General features: G+C 73.1%; 15 protein-coding genes and 1 pseudogene. 14 read left to right on the plus strand and 2 right to left on the minus strand.

Annotation, left to right across the window (positions count from 1 at the left end):
• Positions 1-52: 52 nt before the first annotated feature.
• The 9 genes and pseudogenes from ACWERV_RS14045 to mutM all read left to right on the plus strand — a co-directional run.
• Positions 53-1,048: pseudogene (locus tag ACWERV_RS14045) on the plus strand (DAK2 domain-containing protein); the annotation flags it as partial.
• Positions 1,049-1,102: 54 nt separating this feature from the next.
• Positions 1,103-3,358, plus strand: a complete 2,256-nt coding sequence (gene recG, locus ACWERV_RS14050) for an ATP-dependent DNA helicase RecG (RefSeq protein WP_398186816.1) — start codon at positions 1,103-1,105, stop codon at positions 3,356-3,358.
• Between the two features lie 48 nt (positions 3,359-3,406).
• Complete coding sequence (rsmD, locus tag ACWERV_RS14055) at positions 3,407-3,985, plus strand: 16S rRNA (guanine(966)-N(2))-methyltransferase RsmD (RefSeq protein WP_398186813.1); 579 nt, start codon at positions 3,407-3,409, stop codon at positions 3,983-3,985.
• A 28-nt stretch (positions 3,986-4,013) separates the two neighbouring features.
• Positions 4,014-4,493 (plus strand): pantetheine-phosphate adenylyltransferase, encoded by a 480-nt coding sequence (gene coaD / locus ACWERV_RS14060; RefSeq protein ID WP_398186810.1) that lies wholly within the window; start codon positions 4,014-4,016, stop codon positions 4,491-4,493.
• Between the two features lie 9 nt (positions 4,494-4,502).
• Positions 4,503-5,660 carry an ATP synthase F0 subunit B gene (locus ACWERV_RS14065; RefSeq protein ID WP_452932637.1) on the plus strand — a complete coding sequence of 386 codons (1,158 nt, stop codon included), beginning with the start codon at positions 4,503-4,505 and terminating at the stop codon, positions 5,658-5,660.
• Positions 5,661-5,834: 174 nt separating this feature from the next.
• Positions 5,835-6,443 (plus strand): YceD family protein, encoded by a 609-nt coding sequence (locus ACWERV_RS14070; protein ID WP_398186804.1) that lies wholly within the window; start codon positions 5,835-5,837, stop codon positions 6,441-6,443.
• A 2-nt stretch (positions 6,444-6,445) separates the two neighbouring features.
• On the plus strand, positions 6,446-6,619 hold the full coding sequence (gene rpmF, locus ACWERV_RS14075; RefSeq protein ID WP_073500419.1) for a 50S ribosomal protein L32: 174 nt from the start codon (positions 6,446-6,448) through the stop codon (positions 6,617-6,619).
• A 19-nt stretch (positions 6,620-6,638) separates the two neighbouring features.
• Entirely contained in the window at positions 6,639-7,406 is a 768-nt protein-coding gene (gene rnc, locus ACWERV_RS14080) for a ribonuclease III (RefSeq protein WP_452932639.1), read from the plus strand.
• A gap of 208 nt (positions 7,407-7,614) precedes the next feature.
• Complete coding sequence (mutM, locus tag ACWERV_RS14085; protein ID WP_398186796.1) at positions 7,615-8,478, plus strand: bifunctional DNA-formamidopyrimidine glycosylase/DNA-(apurinic or apyrimidinic site) lyase; 864 nt, start codon at positions 7,615-7,617, stop codon at positions 8,476-8,478.
• A 64-nt stretch (positions 8,479-8,542) separates the two neighbouring features.
• Here the strand turns inward: mutM and ACWERV_RS14090 are convergent, their stop codons facing one another.
• Entirely contained in the window at positions 8,543-9,409 is an 867-nt protein-coding gene (locus ACWERV_RS14090; protein ID WP_452932641.1) for a CAP domain-containing protein, read from the minus strand.
• 136 nt (positions 9,410-9,545) lie between these two features.
• Here ACWERV_RS14090 and ACWERV_RS14095 point away from each other — a divergent pair, with 136 nt between their 5' ends.
• The 5 genes from ACWERV_RS14095 to ftsY all read left to right on the plus strand — a co-directional run bounded on the left by ACWERV_RS14095 (position 9,546) and on the right by ftsY (position 16,990).
• Positions 9,546-9,827, plus strand: a complete 282-nt coding sequence (locus tag ACWERV_RS14095) for an acylphosphatase (protein ID WP_398186790.1) — start codon at positions 9,546-9,548, stop codon at positions 9,825-9,827.
• A 358-nt stretch (positions 9,828-10,185) separates the two neighbouring features.
• Positions 10,186-10,386, plus strand: a complete 201-nt coding sequence (locus ACWERV_RS14100; protein ID WP_031518990.1) for a hypothetical protein — start codon at positions 10,186-10,188, stop codon at positions 10,384-10,386.
• Between the two features lie 231 nt (positions 10,387-10,617).
• Positions 10,618-14,193 carry a chromosome segregation protein SMC gene (smc, locus tag ACWERV_RS14105; protein ID WP_452932644.1) on the plus strand — a complete coding sequence of 1,192 codons (3,576 nt, stop codon included), beginning with the start codon at positions 10,618-10,620 and terminating at the stop codon, positions 14,191-14,193.
• A gap of 96 nt (positions 14,194-14,289) precedes the next feature.
• Positions 14,290-15,705, plus strand: a complete 1,416-nt coding sequence (locus tag ACWERV_RS14110) for a sugar porter family MFS transporter (RefSeq protein ID WP_452932646.1) — start codon at positions 14,290-14,292, stop codon at positions 15,703-15,705.
• 73 nt (positions 15,706-15,778) lie between these two features.
• Positions 15,779-16,990, plus strand: coding sequence for a signal recognition particle-docking protein FtsY (ftsY, locus tag ACWERV_RS14115; protein WP_452932648.1), 1,212 nt, complete (start codon positions 15,779-15,781; stop codon positions 16,988-16,990).
• Positions 16,991-17,090: 100 nt separating this feature from the next.
• Here the strand turns inward: ftsY and ACWERV_RS14120 are convergent, their stop codons facing one another.
• Positions 17,091-17,816, minus strand: a complete 726-nt coding sequence (locus ACWERV_RS14120; protein ID WP_452932650.1) for a bifunctional DNA primase/polymerase — start codon at positions 17,814-17,816, stop codon at positions 17,091-17,093.
• Between the last annotated feature and the right edge of the window lie 132 nt (positions 17,817-17,948).

Consider the following 17,948-nt stretch of genomic DNA (forward strand, 5'->3'; position numbering starts at 1 on the left):
TACGCGGCGGAGTTCAACAAGATCTACCCGCACGTGACGGTGAAGTTCCAGGGCCTCACCGACTACCGCCGCCGCCCGGCCCGCCGCGGCGCGGGCGGAACAGGCCGCCGCCTGCCCGGAGGGGGATGCCGCGCCGGGCGGACCGGCGTTCGAGGTGATCTATCTGCTGGAGGCGCCGTCCGCCGCCGTCCCGCAGCTGCGGGCCCGGCTGGACCCGCTCGGCGACTCCCTCGTCGTCGTCGGCGGCGACGGGCTGTGGAACGTCCATGTGCACGTCGACGACGTGGGCGCGGCCATCGAGGCCGGTATCGAGGCGGGCCGTCCGCACCGCATCCGCGTCACCCACTTCGGCGCCCAGACGCAGCGCACGCCGGGCGACCGGGGGCCCGAGCGCGCGGTCGTCGCGCTGGTGCGCGGCGAGGGCATGGCGGCGCTGTGCGCGCAGGCGGGCGCCGTGGTGGTCGCCGTCGGCGCGGGGGAGGCCCCGGCCAGCGGCGAGATCTCCGCGGCGGTCCGGCGCACGGGCGCCCGCGAGGTGATCCTGCTGCCCAACGACGCCGAGCTGCGCCCCGCGGCGGGTGCGGCGGCCGCGCAGGCCCGCGCGGACGGTGTGCGCGTCGCCCTCATCCCGACCCGCTCCGCGGTGCAGGGCATCGCGGCCCTCGCCGTCCACGAGCCGTCCCGCCGCTTCGACGAGGACGTGGTGGCGATGACGTCCGCCGCGGGCGCCACCCGCTACGCGGAGCTGGCCGTCGCCGAGCACGAGTCCTGGACGATGGCGGGCGTCTGCCAGGCCGGGGACGTCCTGGGGCTGATCGACGGCGACGTGGCGGTGATCGGTGCGGACGTCGCGGACACCGCCGCGCGCGTCCTGGACCGCATGCTCGCGGCCGGCGGCGAGATGGTCACCCTCGTGCTGGGCGCGACCGCCCCCGCGGGCCTGGCGACCCGGCTGGAGGCCCACGTCCGCGACACCCACCTCGCGGTGGACACCGTCATGTACGAGGGCGGCCACCCGTCCTGCCCGCTGCTGATCGGTGTGGAGTAGCGCCGCGCCCGTACCCGGGCGGCGGGGCCCCGGTTGTCGGTGGGGTGCGCGAGGATGGGGGCGATGACCGCGAATCCGTTGGACGAACCGCTGCGCAAGCTCGTCGGGGACCGCACCGCCAAGGTGCTCGGCGAGCATCTCGACCTGCACACCACCGGTGACCTGCTGCACCACTACCCGCGGCGGTACGCCGAGCGCGGCGAGCTGACCCGCCTCGCCGACCTGCCCGTCGACGAGTACGTGACGGTGGTCGCGCAGATCGCCAAGGCCGACAAGCGGACGTACGGCGGCGGCTCCGGGGTACGCCTGGAGGTCGTCGTCACCGACGGCAGCGGCTCGCTCACCCTGGTCTTCTTCAGCAAGGCCGCCCACGCGCACGCGCACCGCCTGATCCCGGGCCGCCGCGGCATGTTCTCCGGCAAGGTGTCGGTCTTCAACCGCGTCCGGCAGCTCGCGCACCCCGACTACCAGCTGCTGGACGCCGACGACGACGGCAAGCAGGCCGCCGACGCGTTCGCGGGCCGCCGCCTGCCGCTCTACCCGGCCTGCAAACAGATCACCTCGTGGAAGATCGCCCAGGCCGTCGAGACGGCGCTGAACTCGCTGGAGGCGACCGGCTGGGCGGGCGTCGGCGACCCGCTGCCGGAGCAGCTGCGCACCGAACGCGGCCTGGTGGGCCTGCCCGAGGCGCTCCAGAAGGTGCACCGGCCGCGGACGAAGGCCGACGAGGAGACGGCGAAGCAGCGGCTGCGCTGGGACGAGGCCTTCGTGCTCCAGGTCGCGCTGGCCCGGCGCCGCGCCGCGGAGTCGGCGCTGCCCGCGGTGCCGCGCCGCCCCGGTGCGGACGGGCTGCTCGCGGCCTTCGACGCCAAGCTGCCCTTCACCCTCACCGAGGGCCAGCGGGCGGTGTCCGCCGAGATCTTCGCCGACCTGGCCACCGACCACCCCATGCACCGGCTGCTGCAGGGCGAGGTCGGCTCGGGCAAGACCCTGGTCGCGCTGCGCGCCATGCTCGGCGTCGTCGACACCGGGGGCCAGGCCGCGATGCTCGCCCCTACCGAGGTGCTCGCCCAGCAGCACCACCGCTCGGTCACCGAGATGATGGGCGAGCTGGCCGAGTCCGCGGGGATGCTCGGCGGCGGCGACCTGGGCACCAAGGTGGTGCTGCTGACCGGCTCGATGGGCACCGCCGCCCGCCGCCAGGCGCTGCTGGACCTGGTGACGGGCGAGGCGGGCATCGTCATCGGCACCCACGCGCTCATCGAGGACAAGGTCAAGTTCCACGACCTGGGCCTGGTCGTCGTGGACGAGCAGCACCGCTTCGGCGTGGAGCAGCGCGACGCGCTGCGCGCGAAGGCGCCCAAACCGCCGCATCTGCTGGTGATGACGGCGACACCGATCCCGCGCACGGTCGCGATGACGGTCTTCGGCGACCTGGAGACGTCCGTCCTCGACCAGCTCCCGGCCGGCCGCTCGCCGATCGCCACGCACGTCGTGCCCGCCGAGGAGAAGCCGCACTTCCTGAGCCGGGCGTGGGAGCGGGTGCGCGAGGAGGTCGAGGGCGGCCACCAGGCGTACGTGGTGTGCCCGCGCATCGGCGACGACGAGGAGCCCGCGGGCGGCAGGAGCGCGAAGAAGACCGCCGGGTCCGCGAAGTCCGGCAAGCCCGCCGCGGACGCCGACGACGCCGAGCGCCGCCCGCCGCTGGCCGTGCTGGAGGTGGCCGAGCAGCTCGCGGCGGGCCCGCTGCGCGGCCTGCGCGTCGGGGTGCTGCACGGCAGGCTGGCGCCGGACGTCAAGGACGACGTGATGCGCCGCTTCGCCGCCGCCGAGCTGGACGTCCTGGTGGCCACGACCGTCGTCGAGGTGGGCGTCAACGTGCCGAACGCGACCGCGATGGTGATCATGGACGCCGACCGCTTCGGCGTCTCGCAGCTGCACCAGCTGCGCGGCCGGGTCGGCCGCGGCAGCGCCCCGGGCCTGTGCCTGCTGGTCTCGGAGGCGCCCGAGGCGAGCCCGGCGCGCGGCCGGCTGGACGCGGTGGCCGGCACGCTGGACGGCTTCGAGCTGTCCGAGATCGACCTCCAGCAGCGCCGCGAGGGCGACGTGCTGGGCCAGGCGCAGTCCGGCAGCCGCTCGTCGCTGCGGATGCTCACCGTGATCGGCGACCGGGAGATCATCGAGGAGGCCCGGCAGGAGGCCGTCGCCGTGGTCGCCGCCGATCCGGAGCTGACCGGCCACCCCGACCTGCGCAGCGCCCTGGACAGCCTGCTCGACGCCGAGCGCGAGCAGTACCTGGACAAGGGCTGAGCCGCGTGGCGCCGCGGCGGCGGATAGGGTGCCGAGGGTGAGCAGCTCATGACCCGTGTGATCGCCGGGGCGGCAGGCGGCCGCCGGCTGGCCGTACCGCCCGGCACCGGTACCCGGCCGACCTCGGACCGCGCCAAGGAAGCCCTCTTCTCGACTCTGGAGGCGCTGCGCGGCACCCTCGGCGGCGCCCGGGTCATGGACCTGTACGGGGGCTCCGGTGCGGTCGGCCTCGAAGCGCTGTCCCGCGGCGCCGCGCACGTCCTGCTCGCCGAGTCCGACCCGCGCGCGCTGCGCGCCATCCGGGAGAACGCCGCGACCGTCGGCCTGCCCGGCGCCGAGGTGCGCGGCGGCCGCGCCGAGAAGATCGCCGCGGGGCCGCCGCCCGCCGAGCCGTACGACGTGGTCTTCCTGGACCCGCCGTACGACGTGCCGGACGACGAACTGCGCGAGATCCTGCTCACACTCGGTGCGGGCGGCTGGCTCGCCGACGACACACTGGTCACCGTGGAACGCAGGACCAGGGGCGGCGAATTCGGCTGGCCGGCCGGTTTCGAGGGGCTCCGCTCCCGGCGGTACGGCGAGGCCACTCTTTGGTACGGTCGCGCCGCCCCGGTTACCCACAGGTAACGCCCGTCAGCAGAGCGAGGAGCCTGTCATGCGCCGCGCAGTCTGTCCCGGGTCCTTCGACCCCGTCACCAACGGACACCTCGACATCATCGCCCGCGCCTCGCGGCTGTACGACGTCGTGCACGTCGCCGTGATGATCAACAAGTCCAAGCAGGGCCTCTTCGACGTGGACGAGCGGATCGCGCTCATCCAGGAGGTCACCGCCGACCTCGACAACGTGGTGGTGGAGTCCTTCCACGGCCTGCTGGTGGACTTCTGCAAGCAGCGCGACATCCCGGCCATCGTCAAGGGCCTGCGGGCGGTCAGCGACTTCGACTACGAGCTGCAGATGGCCCAGATGAACATCGGCCTGTCGGGCGTCGAGACCCTCTTCGTGCCCACCAACCCGGCCTACAGCTTCCTCTCGTCGTCTCTTGTGAAGGAAGTGGCCCAATGGGGCGGGGACATCTCGCACTTGGTACCCGCTCCCGTCCTGGAGGCGCTGAACTCCCGGCTGCGGCAGCGCTAGAGTCGAGACGTGGACGTCCAGAAGAAGCTCGACGAGATCACGGCCACCGTGGCGAACGCCCGGTCGATGCCGATGTCTGCCTCCTGCGTGCTGAACCGGGCCGAGCTGCTGGCCCTGCTCGACGAGCTCGCCGCCGCGCTGCCCGACTCCCTGGCCCAGGCCCAGGACCTGCTCGGCGACCGTGAGCAGATGGTGGAGCAGGCCAGGGGCGAGGCCCAGCGGATCATCGAGCAGGCGCACGCCGAGCGCGGCTCGCTGACCGCCGAGACCGCCGTCGTCCGGCAGTCCAGGGACGAGGCCGAGCGCATCCTCGCCGAGGCCCGCCGGGAGGCCGACGAGATCCGCGCCGAGGCCGACGACTACGTCGACAGCAAGCTGGCGAACTTCGAGGTGGTCCTCACCAAGACCATCGGCTCCGTCGACCGCGGCCGCGAGAAGCTGCTCGGCCGCCGCCCCGGCTACGACGAGGGCTACGAGCAGGAGTACGCCGAGGACGACCCGGAGGCCCCCGAGCGCAGCAGCGACCCCGAGACGCTGCGCCGCCGCGCGGACGACTACGTCGACGCCAAGCTCGGCGCCTTCGAGGCCGTGCTCAGCAAGACCCTGGAGGCGGTCGGCCGCGGCCGGCTCAAGCTCACCGGGCACAACCCCATCGACGACCTGGCCGCCCAGATCGCCGCGGCCGACCGGGAGAGCGGGGAGGACGGCCCGCACCGGCAGTCCGACGCCGACTACCTCGCGGGCCTGGCCGCCCCCGTCGCCGAGCAGGCCGACCTGTCGCAGTACGGCTACCGCCCGCAGGAGCCCGTGGAGCCGGCCGCCCAGGCCCCCCACGACCCCGGCTACGGCGGCTACCCGCAGGAGACCTACCAGCAGGGCTACGGCCAGGACGGCGACGGCTACCCCCAGGAGTACGCCCAGCAGCCCGGCTACGCGGACCCGTACGCCCCGCAGCAGGGCTACGGCCAGGAGCAGCAGCAGGGCTACGACTACGGGCAGCAGCCCGACTACGGCAGCCAGCAGCAGTACCCGCCGCAGATCCCGTACCAGCAGCAGGGCCAGCAGGGATACCCGCAGGGCCAGCCCGCCGCGCTCGACGAGACCAGCTTCTTCGACACCGGCATGATCGACCTCGACCGGCTGCGCGAGCTGGAGCAGGGCCGCTGAGGAGGGGCGGGAGACCGCCCCGTTTGGGCGGGAGCGGCGGGTCCAGTATCCTGTCACTTCCAGCCGTGTGAATCGCCGGCGCTTCTGCCTGCCCACCCGCATCGAGCGACCGGGCAGGCGTGACCGAGGAAAGCAGGAGCCCTGAACACCCGCCTTGACCACCGCAAGCCCCTCGTGTTCGACACACACGAGCTGGGCAGGCGTCCGGGCGCGATGAAGAAGGTCGCCCGCTCGGTACCGGCCCCCGCCGACCTCGGGATCCGCGACGTCATCGCCGTGCCCGAGGGCGCGGCCATCGAACTGGACCTCCGCCTGGAGTCGGTCATGGAGGGCGTGCTCGTCAGCGGCACCGCCCACGCGACCGCCGAGGGGGAGTGCGTAAGGTGTCTGGAGCCCGTCGAGCGTGAGCTGGACGCGGACATCCAGGAAATGTTCTCCTACCCCGACGCCGACACCAGGACCGCCCGCAAGAGCGAAGCCGGTGCCGACGCCGAGGCTGACGAGGACGACGACATGCCGGTGCTGGAGGACGATCTCTTCGACCTCGAACCGGTGCTGCGCGACGCGGTGGTGCTCGCACTGCCGATGCAGCCGGTGTGCCGGGACGACTGCCCGGGGTTGTGCTCCACCTGTGGAGCACGCCTCGCGGACGACCCCGGCCACCACCACGAGGCCACCGACATCCGGTGGGCGGCCTTGCAGGATCTGACGCTCGACCCGTCGGATCCGACCATCCAGCAAAACGGTGCCGGAAACGGCTCCGATGACGACCAGGAGAAGTAGCCGTGGCTGTTCCGAAGCGGAAGATGTCGCGCAGCAACACGCGTCACCGCCGTTCGCAGTGGAAGGCTGCGCCCGTGAGCCTGGTGGCGTGCGAGCGTTGCCACGAGCCGAAGCTGCAGCACATCGCGTGCCCCAACTGCGGCACCTACAACCGCCGTCAGGTCCTCGACGTCTGATCGGCAGGTGACAGGCTTTATGTCAGACGCCTCAGCGCCCAAGCAGGCCGCGAAGGACGCCGCGACGGAAACAGCCTCGTCCCACACGCTTCTGGAAGGGCGGCTCGGGTACCGACTCGAGCCCGCCCTTCTGGTACGTGCGCTCACCCACCGCTCGTACGCGTACGAGAACGGCGGGCTGCCCACCAACGAGCGGCTGGAGTTCCTCGGGGACTCCGTGCTCGGCCTGGTGGTCACGGACACCCTCTACCGCACCCACCCCGACCTGCCGGAAGGCCAGCTGGCCAAACTGCGGGCCGCGGTGGTCAACTCGCGGGCGCTCGCGGGCGTCAGCCGGGGGCTCGACCTCGGCGCGTTCATCCGCCTGGGCCGCGGCGAAGAGGGCACCGGCGGGCGGGACAAGGCATCGATCCTCGCGGACACCCTCGAAGCGGTCATCGGCGCCGTCTACCTCGACTGCGGCCTCGACGCCGCCTCCGAGCTGGTCCACCGGCTCTTCGACCCGCTGATCGAGGAGTCCTCCAACCTCGGCGCCGGCCTGGACTGGAAGACCTCCCTCCAGGAGCTGACCGCGAGCGAGAGCCTCGGCGTGCCCGAGTACGTCGTCTCGGAGTCCGGTCCCGACCACGAGAAGACCTTCACGGCTGCCGCCCGCGTCGGTGGTGTCGAGTACGGCACCGGCACCGGCCGCAGCAAGAAGGAAGCGGAGCAGCAGGCGGCCGAGGCCGCCTGGCGCTCCATCCGCAAGACCTCCGCGCCCGCCGCGGGGGGCGTCCCTACCGCGTAGGGGGCGGCGCCCCGAAGGGGCGCGGGGAACCGCGCGAGCAACCCGCCACCGGCCGGTGGGTCGGATCGGACCGAAGAGACCCTTCGGGCCGTGACGGCCCGCGCCCCCGTTGGCGGGCTGAGCGCACAGTGGCCCGCGCCCCTGAAAACGGGTGCCCGGCGCGGCACGCGCACCCTCTGACCTCAAGCGCTTCGCAGAAGGAGAGCTCATGCCGGAGCTGCCGGAGGTCGAGGTCGTACGGCGCGGGCTCGCGCGTTGGGCGGCGGAGCGCACCGTCGAGACGGTCAGCGTCCTGCACCCGAGGGCCGTGCGGCGGCACGCGGCTGGCCCTGCGGACTTCGCGGCGGGACTGCGCGGCACCGTGCTCGGCGAGCCCCGCCGCAGGGGCAAGTACCTGTGGATCCCCCTCCAGCCGGGCGCGGCCCTGCTCGCCCACCTGGGCATGAGCGGCCAGTTCCTGGTCAAGCCCGCGGGCGCCCCGCCCGAGACACATCTGCGGGTCCGCTTCACCTTCGCCGACGACCTCGGCACCGAGCTGCGGTTCGTCGACCAGCGCACCTTCGGCGGCCTGTCGGTGCAGCCGACCGTGCCGGACGACCCGGACAGCCTCCCGGAGCCCCTCGCGCACATCGCGCGCGACCCGCTGGACGACGCCTTCGACGAGGACGCCTTCCACGCGGCGCTGCGCCGCAAGCGCACCACCGTCAAGCGGGCGCTGCTCGACCAGAGCCTGATCAGCGGGGTCGGCAACATCTACGCGGACGAGGCCCTGTGGCGCACCCGGCTGCACTACGAGCGGCCGACCGCGACGCTGACCCGGCCCCGTACGGCCGAGCTGGTGCGGCACATCCGCGAGGTGATGGGCGACGCGCTGGCCGCGGGCGGCACGAGCTTCGACAGCATGTACGTCAACGTCAACGGGGAATCCGGGTACTTCGACCGCTCGCTGGACGCCTACGGCCAGGAGGACCGGCCCTGCCGCCGCTGCGGCACCCCGATCCGGCGCCGTCCGTGGATGAACCGGTCGAGCTACTTCTGCCCGCGCTGCCAGCGCCCGCCGCGCGCGGTGTGACACACCGGGCGCACCGGACCCACCGGGCGCACCGGACCCACCGGGTGCACCGGGCCCACCGGGGTCAGAAGCCGAAGTCCTGGGTCCACCACGGGCCGCCGGAGCCGAAGTGGACGCCGACGCCGAGCGTCGTGTAGTCGCAGTTCAGGATGTTCGCGCGGTGGCCGGGGCTGTTCATCCAGGCGGTCATCACCGCTTCGGCGGTGGCCTGGCCCTTGGCTATGTTCTCGCCGCCGAGGTTGCCGATGCCGCGGGCCTTGGCGCGGTCCCAGGGGTCGTCGCCGTCCGGGTCGGTGTGGTCGAAGAAGCCGCGGGCGGCCATGTCGTCGCTGAAGGCCTGTGCGAGGCCGTCCAGCGAGCCGCTGGCGGTGAGCGGCTTGCAGCCGGCGGTGGAGCGCTCCTGGTTGACCAGGGAGAGGATCGCGGCCCGGGTCGCGGTGAGCTTGTCCGTGTTCGGCGAGGCGGCCGGCGAGGTCGTCGCGGGCGCCGTGCGCACCGGGGTAGTGGGGGCCGCGCTGGTGCGGGTCGGGGTGGGTTTCGCGGTCGTGGTCCGCGGGGTCGGTGCCGCCGTGGGCGCGGTCCTGGTGCCGGTCGCGCTCGCGCTCGGGGTGGGCTTTCCGGCGGCCGGGGTGGTGCTGCCCGGCAGCGGGGAGCCGGTGGTGCTCAGCGGGGAGGGCGAGTCGCTGCCGTCCTGCGCGGGGCGGTCGGGCGCGTCGGCCTGGGTCGTGCCCGAGCCGTCGTCGTAGCCGAGCCGGTCGGCGACCTGGGACAGCAGCCCGGAGGAGCTGACGACGGCGCCGACCGCGAGCGCGGTGGACGTGGTCAGCATCCCGGTGCGCAGCGGGTGCTGCTTGCGCCGACCGCGGTGACCGCGCGGTGCGGCGGGCGGCTGCGGCGCGGCAGGCTGCGCGTGGCGGCTGTGTCGGCCCACGATTGCGCTCCTCATGCTCCACGGTGCCTCACCCGTTCGGGTGAAGTCCTGCTGCGGGGCGACTGTAGCGAATCGCGCCCGCCCGTGCCGTGATGCGGTCGCAACCGGGGCCCTGAGGACCGGATAACGTGCGGGCATGAGCGAAAATGTCCGGCTCACCGCCTGGGTGCGCGGCCGGGTCCAGGGTGTCGGCTTCCGCTGGTGGACCCGTGCGACCGCGCTGGAGATCGGCGGCCTGTCCGGTTACGCGAGCAATCTCGCCGACGGGCGGGTCCAGGTCGTCGCCGAGGGGGCCCGTGACCGGTGCCAACGTCTGCTCGACTGGCTGGGGGAGGGCGACACGCCCGGAAGGGTCGACGGGGTGACCGAGATCTGGTCGCAGCCGCGCGGCGGTTACGCCGGCTTCGAGATCCGCTGACCGTTGCGGCCGGACCGCGGGGGGAGTACCCGGACGGCCGATGTTTTGCGAACTGATGAGGACGACCGGTTGCCATATCCCGGATGTCGTGTCAGGCTGCCCCCATCGAGAATGATCTCGACTCCAGGCGGGTGGCCCCCGGCGTGTCGACGCCGTGTTTTCTGAGGCGGATCCCGCGGCTGGGCTGTGATCGTGTTGACCGTCCCCTTATTTGGTGAGACGCTGGAAGCCCAGCGCAACGTGGCTCCATGGAATGCTCACGGCGAGCCACGACATACACCCTGCGCGTGGGCTTTACCCCCTCACCCACGACCCAAACCGCTCTCGGTCGGTCACTCAGCGTGGAGGACCACTCATCATGGCAAAAGCGCTTCTCGGTTACGTCGGCGGTCCCGACCCGCGACTCCTCGCCGAGATGCGAAGGCTGCAGCAGCGCGTTCAGGACCTGGAAGCCGAGCTGGTCAGGATGCAGGCCCGGAATGACGCTCTGACTGTCGCGTCGCACGAAGAGTCGCTGCTCAGCATCGACGTCGCTCACGGGGAGCCCGTCCTCGCCTGAGCCGGCGCCAGCCTTCGCCGCCGCCGTATCACGCATCGCGCAGCACACGCACTCAACAGCTGTACGGCATCAGCAGTTCTCGCACCATCGCGGCATCGCCAAGGGACGCTTCGGCGTCCCTTCGTCGTGGCACTCCCCCCTCCCGTCACCGGGTGGTCACCGGCTCTTACCGTCTGATGTGCCCTGCACATTCCCTGGTGAAACCGCAGGCGGCTAGTAGAGTCGGCGGGCGTGCATCTCAAGAGCCTCACGCTGCGCGGCTTCAAGTCCTTCGCCTCGGCGACGACGCTGCGCTTCGAACCCGGAATCACCTGTGTGGTCGGCCCCAACGGATCGGGCAAGTCCAATGTGGTCGACGCGCTGTCGTGGGTCATGGGCGAACAGGGTGCCAAGTCGCTGCGCGGCGGCAAGATGGAGGACGTCATCTTCGCCGGCACCACCGGGCGCCCGCCGCTCGGCCGTGCCGAGGTGTCGCTGACCATCGACAACACCGACGGTGTGCTCCCCATCGAGTACGCCGAGGTCACGATCACCCGGATCATGTTCCGCAACGGCGGCAGCGAGTACCAGATCAACGGGGACACCTGCCGGCTGCTGGACATCCAGGAGTTGCTGTCGGACTCCGGCATCGGCCGCGAGATGCACGTCATCGTCGGCCAGGGCCAGCTGGACTCCGTGCTGCACGCCGACCCGATGGGCCGCCGGGCCTTCATCGAGGAGGCCGCCGGAGTCCTGAAGCACCGCAAGCGCAAGGAGAAGGCGCTCCGCAAGCTGGACGCCATGCAGGCGAACCTCGCCCGCGTCACCGACCTCACCGGCGAGCTGCGCCGCCAGCTCAAGCCGCTCGGCCGGCAGGCCCAGGTCGCCCGCCGGGCCGCCGTCATCCAGGCCGACCTGCGCGACGCCCGGCTGCGCCTGCTCGCCGACGACCTGGTCACCCTGCGCGAGGCACTGCGCGCCGAGGTCGCCGACGAGGCCGCCCTCAAGGAGCGCCGGGACACCGTCGAGGCCGAACTCGCCGCCGCCACCCGGCGCGAGGCCCGGCTGGAGGAGCAGGTGCGCGCCCTCACCCCGCGGGTCAACGAGGCGCAGGCCACCTGGTACGAGCTGTCCCAGCTCACCGAACGGGTCCGCGGCACGGTGGGCCTGGCCGAGCAGCGCCACCGGCACGCCACCTCCCAGCCCGCCGAGGAGCGGCGCGGCCGCGACCCGGAGGACATGGAGCGCGAGGCCGCCCGTATCCGTGAGCAAGAGGCCGAGCTGACCGAGGCGCTGGACGCCGCCCAGCGCGCCCTCGACGACACCGTCGGCCACCGCGCCGAGCTGGAGCGGCGGCTCGCCGAGGAGGAGTCACGGCTGCGCACCGCCGCCAAGGCCATCGCCGACCGGCGTGAGGGCCTGGCCCGGCTCGGCGGCCAGGTCAACGCCGCCCGCTCGCGGACCCTCTCGGCCGAGGCGGAGATAGAGCGGCTGACGGCGGCCCAGGAGGAGGCCCGCGAGCGCGCGGAGTCCGCGCAGGCCGAGTACGAGGAGCTGGCCGCGCAGGTCGAGGGCCTGGAGGCGGACGACACCGAACTGGAGGAGCGCTTCGAGGCCGCCCGCGCCGAGCAGGCCGCCGCCGACGAGGACTTCACCGCCGCCCGCGAGGCCGCCACCGCCGCCGAGCGCCGCCGCGCCGCGGTCGCCGCCCGGCGTGAGGCGCTGGAGCCCGCGCTGCGCCGCAAGGACGGCAGCGGCGCGCTGCTCGGCGGCGCGCTCGCCGGGGTGCTGGGCCCGGCCGCCACGCTGCTGCGGGTCGCCCCGGGCTACGAGGTCCCGGTCGCCGCCGCGCTCGGTGCCGCTGCCGACGCGGTCGCGGTCACCTCGGTCGGCTCGGCCGCGGAGGCGCTGCGGCTGCTGCGCAAGGAGGACGCCGGGCGGGCCGCGCTGCTGCTCGCGGGCGCCCCGGAGCCCGCGCCGCGCCCCTCCGCCGGGCTCCCGGCCGGGGCGCGTCCGGCCGCTGAGCTGGTGACCGCGGGCGAGGAGGTGGCCGCCGCGGTGCATGTCCTGCTGCGCGACGTGGTGGTCGTCGGCTCGCTGGAGGACGCCGAGGCCGTGGTCACCGCCCGCCCGGAGCTGACCGCGGTCACCGCCGAGGGCGACCTGCTGGCCGCGCACACCGCGGTCGGCGGCAGCGCCAAGGCCCCCAGCCTGCTGGAGGTGCAGGCCCAGGTGGACGAGGCGGCCGAGGAGCTGGAGCGGCTCGCCAAGGAGTGCGCCGAGCTGGCCGAGCGTCAGGCCGGGGCCAAGGACCGGCGCGCGGTCGCGGCCCGCGCCGTGGACGAGCTGGGCCGCCGGCGCCGGGAGGCGGAGAAGGCGAAGTCCTCCGTGGCCCAGCAGCTGGGCCGGCTCGGCGGGCAGGCCAGGGCGGCGGCGGGGGAGGCCGACCGGGCCGCCGTCGCGGTCGGCCGCAGCCGGGAGTCGCTCGCGGTGGCCCGCGAGGAGTTCGAGGAGCTGTCCTACCGGCTCGGCGAGGCGCAGCAGGAGCCCGGCGAGGAGGAGCCGGACACCTCGGCCCGCGACCGGCTCGCCGCCGACGGTGCCAACGCCCGGCAGACCGAGATGGAGGCCCGGCTTCAGCTGCGCACCCACGAGGAGCGGGTCAAGGGCCTGTCCGGCCGGGCCGACGGCCTGGACCGCGCCGCCCGCGCCGAACGCGAGACCCGGGCCCGCGCCGAGCAGCGCCGCCGCCGGCTGGCCTACGAGGCGTCGGTGGCCGCGGCCGTACGGGACGGTGCGCGCGGCCTGCTGGAGTGCGTCCAGGTGTCGCTGGCCAGGGCCGAGGCCGAACGCGCCGCCGCCGAGCAGGCGCGGGCCGAGCGGGAGGCGGAGCTGGGGCAGGAGCGGCGCCGCGGACGCGAACTGAAGAGCGAGCTGGACAAGCTGACCGGCGACGTCCACAAGGGCGAGGTGCTGGGCGCCGAGAAGCGGCTGCGGATCGAGCAGCTGGAGGCCAAGGCGCTGGAGGAGCACGGCATGGAGCCGGCCGGGCTGGTCGCCGAGTACGGCCCGGACCAGCCCGTGCCGCCCTCGCCGCCCGCCGAGGGGGAGGTCCTGCCGGAGGATCCGGAGGACCCGCGCAACCTGCCCCGTCCGTATGTGCGCACCGAGCAGGAGAAGCGGCTGCGGATCGCCGAGAAGGCCTACGCCCAGCTGGGCAAGGTCAACCCGCTGGCGCTGGAGGAGTTCGCGGCGCTGGAGGAGCGGCACAAGTTCCTCACCGAGCAGCTGGAGGACCTCCGCAAGACCCGGGCCGACCTGCTCCAGGTGGTCAAGGACGTCGACGAGCGGGTCGAGCAGGTCTTCACCGCAGCCTTTCACGACACCGCGCGGGAGTTCGAGGGCGTCTTCTCCCGGCTCTTCCCCGGCGGCGAGGGCCGGCTGCTGCTGACAGATCCGGACAATATGCTCACCACGGGCGTCGAGGTTGAGGCCAGGCCGCCCGGGAAGAAGGTCAAGCGGCTGTCGCTGCTGTCGGGAGGTGAGCGCTCACTGACCGCGGTGGCGATGCTGGTGTCGATCTTCAAGGCACGCCCCAGCCCGTTCTACGTGATGGACGAGGTCGAGGCGGCGCTGGACGACACCAACTTGCAGCGGCTGATCCGGATCATGCGGGAGCTCCAGGAAAGCTCCCAGCTCATCGTCATCACGCACCAGAAGCGGACGATGGAGGTCGCCGACGCGCTCTACGGCGTGTCGATGCAGGGCGACGGCGTGTCCAAGGTGATCAGCCAGCGGCTGCGAGACGGGCAGCGGAAAACCGCCTGACGGCCTACTCCGAGTGGTGGCCGCGGGGGGCTCCGCCAACACTTGAAGCTCCGGTCCCCGGTTTTGGGGGCCGGACGCCGAAGGCGAGGAGATCCTGTGACCACCAGCGCGGAGCGAGCCTCCGGAACGGGCGACAGCACGCCGCCGGAGCATCTGGGCCACGTCATCTTCATCACCGCCGCCGCGGCCATGGGCGGCTTTCTCTTCGGCTACGACAGCTCCGTCATCAACGGCGCCGTCGAGGCCATCCGCGACAAGTACGACATCGGCTCGGGCACGCTGGCGCAGGTCATCGCCATCGCTCTGATCGGCTGCGCCATCGGCGCCGCCACCGCGGGCCGGATCGCCGACCGGATCGGCCGGATCCGCTGCATGCAGATCGCCTCGGTCCTGTTCACCATCAGCGCCGTCGGCTCCGCGCTGCCCTTCGCCCTGTGGGACCTGGCCTTCTGGCGGATCATCGGCGGCTTCGCGATCGGTATGGCCTCGGTCATCGGCCCCGCCTACATCGCCGAGGTCTCGCCGCCCGCCATCCGCGGCCGGCTCGCGTCCTTCCAGCAGGCCGCGATCGTGCTCGGCATCGCGGTGTCGCAGCTGGTCAACTACGCCATCCTGCAGGGTGCGAACGGCGACCAGCGCGGCAAGATCGTCGGCCTGGAGGCCTGGCAGGTCATGCTCGGTGTGATGGTCATCCCGGCGGTGGTCTACGGGCTGCTGTCCTTCGCCATCCCCGAGTCGCCGCGCTACCTGCTCACCGTCGGCAAGGACGTCCAGGCGCGCAAGGTGCTCGCGGAGGTCGAGGGCGAGGAGACCGACCTGGACGCGCGCGTCGACGAGATCCGCACCGCGATGCGCCGCGAGCACAAGTCCTCCTTCTCCGACCTGCTCGGCTCGCGTTTCGGCTTCCTGCCGATCGTCTGGATCGGTATCGGCCTGTCGATGTTCCAGCAGCTGGTCGGCATCAACGTCGCCTTCTACTACTCCTCGACGCTGTGGCAGTCGGTCGGCATCAACCCCTCCGGCTCGTTCTTCTACTCCTTCACCACCTCGATCGTGAACATCATCGGTACGGCCATCGCCATGGTCTTCGTCGACCGCGTCGGCCGCCGCCCGCTCGCCCTCATCGGCTCCGCCGGCATGGCCGTGGCGCTGGCCCTGGAGGCGTGGGCGTTCTCCTACAAGCACGGCGACAAGCTCCCCACCGCCCAGGGCGCGGTCGCGCTGGCCTCCGCCCATGTCTTCGTGCTCTTCTTCGCCCTGTCCTGGGGCGTGGTGGTGTGGGTCTTCCTCGGCGAGATGTTCCCGAACAAGATCCGCGCCGCGGCCCTCGGCGTCGCGGCCTCCGCGCAGTGGATCGCCAACTGGGCGATCACCGCGAGCTTCCCGACGCTGGCGGACTGGAACCTGTCGGCGACCTACGTGATCTACACGTGCTTCGCGATTCTCTCCATCCCCTTCGTGGTCTTCTTCGTGAAGGAGACCAAGGGCAAATCGCTGGAGGAAATGGGCTGAGCCCGCCGACACCCGCGGCGGGCCGACGCGGGCACCACCACGGCATAACCCGACCGTGGATACTGGTCGGGTTATGGAAATCGTCATCCTTGTCGTAGTCATCGCCCTGGTCGTGATCCTCGGGGCCGGCGGGCTGGTGGTGGGCAGCCGCCGCAGGAAGCAGCAGCTGCCGCCCGGCAAGCCGCCGAGCACGCCGACGATCACCTCTCCGCCCGCGGAACCGCAGGTCGGGGAGGAGACCGCGCCGCCGCAGGAGGAATCCCGGCGGACCATCGAAGAGGTCCCGCTGCCCGGGGCCACCGTCGTGCCCGAGACCGTCGAGGAGATCGAGCTCGAACCGGCGCCGCCCCTGGAGACGCCCGAGCCGACCGCCGGGCGGCTGGTCCGGCTCCGGTCGCGCCTGTCCCGCTCGCAGAACACCCTGGGCAAGGGCCTGCTGACCCTGCTCTCCCGGGAGCGTCTCGACGACGACACCTGGGAGGAGATCGAGGACACCCTCATCACCGCGGACGTCGGCGTGGCCCCGACCCAGGAGCTGGTCGAGCGGCTGCGCACCCAGGTGCGGGTGCTCGGCACCAGGACGCCGGAGGAGCTGCGCGGCCTGCTGCGCACCGAGCTGCTCACGCTCGTCGACCCGACCCTGGACCGGGCGCTGCGGACCGAGAGCCACGAGGAGTCCCCGGCCGTCCTGATGGTCGTCGGCGTCAACGGCACCGGCAAGACCACCACCACCGGCAAGCTCGCCCGGGTGCTGGTCGCCGACGGCCGCAGCGTCGTGCTCGGCGCCGCCGACACCTTCCGCGCCGCGGCCGCCGACCAGCTCCAGACCTGGGGCGAGCGGGTCGGCGCCCGCACCGTACGCGGCCCCGAGGGCGGCGACCCGGCGTCGATCGCCTTCGACGCGGTCAAGGAGGGCATCGCCGAGGGCGCCGACACCGTCCTCATCGACACCGCGGGCCGGCTGCACACCAAGACCGGCCTGATGGACGAGCTGGGCAAGGTCAAGCGGGTCGTCGAGAAGCACGGCCCGGTCGACGAGGTGCTGCTGGTGCTGGACGCCACGACCGGTCAGAACGGCCTGGTGCAGGCCCGGGTCTTCGCCGAGGTCGTGGACATCACCGGCATCGTGCTGACCAAGCTGGACGGCACCGCCAAGGGCGGCATCGTGATCGCGGTCCAGCGCGAGCTGGGCGTGCCGGTCAAGCTCATCGGCCTGGGCGAGGGAGCCGACGACCTGGCGCCGTTCGAGCCCGAGGCCTTCGTGGACGCGCTCATCGGCGAGTAGCGAGCAGCGCCGGCCCGGACGTGTAAGGGGCACCCCGCCATGGCGGGGTGCCCCTTACCCATGTCCCCGGCCTCCGCGCGTCCGGGCCGGACCGCTCCGCTCAGGCCGGGGAGCGGTCGCGGTGGCAGACGTACGCCAGCGTGCCCAGCAGCAGCCGTGCCTCGGGCGCGTGCGGCACGCCCTCCGGCGGCGGCTCGCGCAGCCAGCGCACCGGGCCCAGGCCGCCGAGGTCCGACGGGGGAGCGGTGACGTGCTCGCCGGGCCCCAGGCAGCGCAGGTCGAGGTCCGCGTCGTCCCAGCCCATCCGGTAGAGCAGGTGCGGGAGTTCGGCCGCCGCGCCCGGGGCGACGAAGAACTGCGCCCGCCCGGCCGGGGTCGCCAGCACCGGGCCCAGCCGCAGCCCCATCCGCTCCAGCCGCACCAGCGCCCGCCGCCCCGGTCCGGCGGCCACCTCGATCACGTCGAAGGACCGCCCGGTCGGCAGCAGCACCGCCGCGCCCGGCACCCGCGCCCACGCCTCCGCGGCGCACGCGGCCGGCGCCCCGGCCGGGATCTCGTCGGCGAAAGGCAGCGGATGCGCGCCCGGGGCGGGGCAGGAGGCGTCACCGCAGGAGCACGAGCCGCCGCCGCGGGCGACCCGGGCGCCGGGGACGACGGCCCATCCGCAGCGACCCGTGTAGTCACCAACTGTGGTGCAGACCCCAGCGTGCAACCGACGGCGTACGCCAGGGCGCACTGGGGGGCGCGGCCGGGGAAGGTCCCGGACGCCGGTCCGCTGCTGCCGCGACTCGCGCGACTCCCGCATCCCGCTGATCGTGAACACCATGCACCTCCAACGGATCGCCGCCGCCGATGGTTACGCGTCCGCCCGCCCGTCACGGGACGCGCTGACCAGCGCTGTGTCAAGTGAATCGCCTGATGCGGCCGGGGAGTTCATTCGTTGGGGTGGCGAAAGGTG

It is taken from the genome of Streptomyces sp. NPDC004031 (assembly GCF_053604375.1).

What these genes read in the sequence shown, in the direction of transcription:
- recG (WP_398186816.1), top strand. Translation starts at nt 1,103, where the DNA reads ATGGGGGCGATGACCGCGAATCCGTTGGACGAACCGCTGCGCAAGCTC.
- rsmD (WP_398186813.1), top strand. Translation starts at nt 3,407, where the DNA reads ATGACCCGTGTGATCGCCGGGGCGGCAGGCGGCCGCCGGCTGGCCGTA.
- coaD (WP_398186810.1), top strand. Translation starts at nt 4,014, where the DNA reads ATGCGCCGCGCAGTCTGTCCCGGGTCCTTCGACCCCGTCACCAACGGA.
- rnc (WP_452932639.1), top strand. Translation starts at nt 6,639, where the DNA reads ATGTCAGACGCCTCAGCGCCCAAGCAGGCCGCGAAGGACGCCGCGACG.
- mutM (WP_398186796.1), top strand. Translation starts at nt 7,615, where the DNA reads ATGCCGGAGCTGCCGGAGGTCGAGGTCGTACGGCGCGGGCTCGCGCGT.
- ACWERV_RS14095 (WP_398186790.1), top strand. Translation starts at nt 9,546, where the DNA reads ATGAGCGAAAATGTCCGGCTCACCGCCTGGGTGCGCGGCCGGGTCCAG.
- ACWERV_RS14100 (WP_031518990.1), top strand. Translation starts at nt 10,186, where the DNA reads ATGGCAAAAGCGCTTCTCGGTTACGTCGGCGGTCCCGACCCGCGACTC.
- ftsY (WP_452932648.1), top strand. Translation starts at nt 15,779, where the DNA reads ATGGAAATCGTCATCCTTGTCGTAGTCATCGCCCTGGTCGTGATCCTC.
- ACWERV_RS14120 (WP_452932650.1), bottom strand. Translation starts at nt 17,816, where the DNA reads ATGGTGTTCACGATCAGCGGGATGCGGGAGTCGCGCGAGTCGCGGCAG.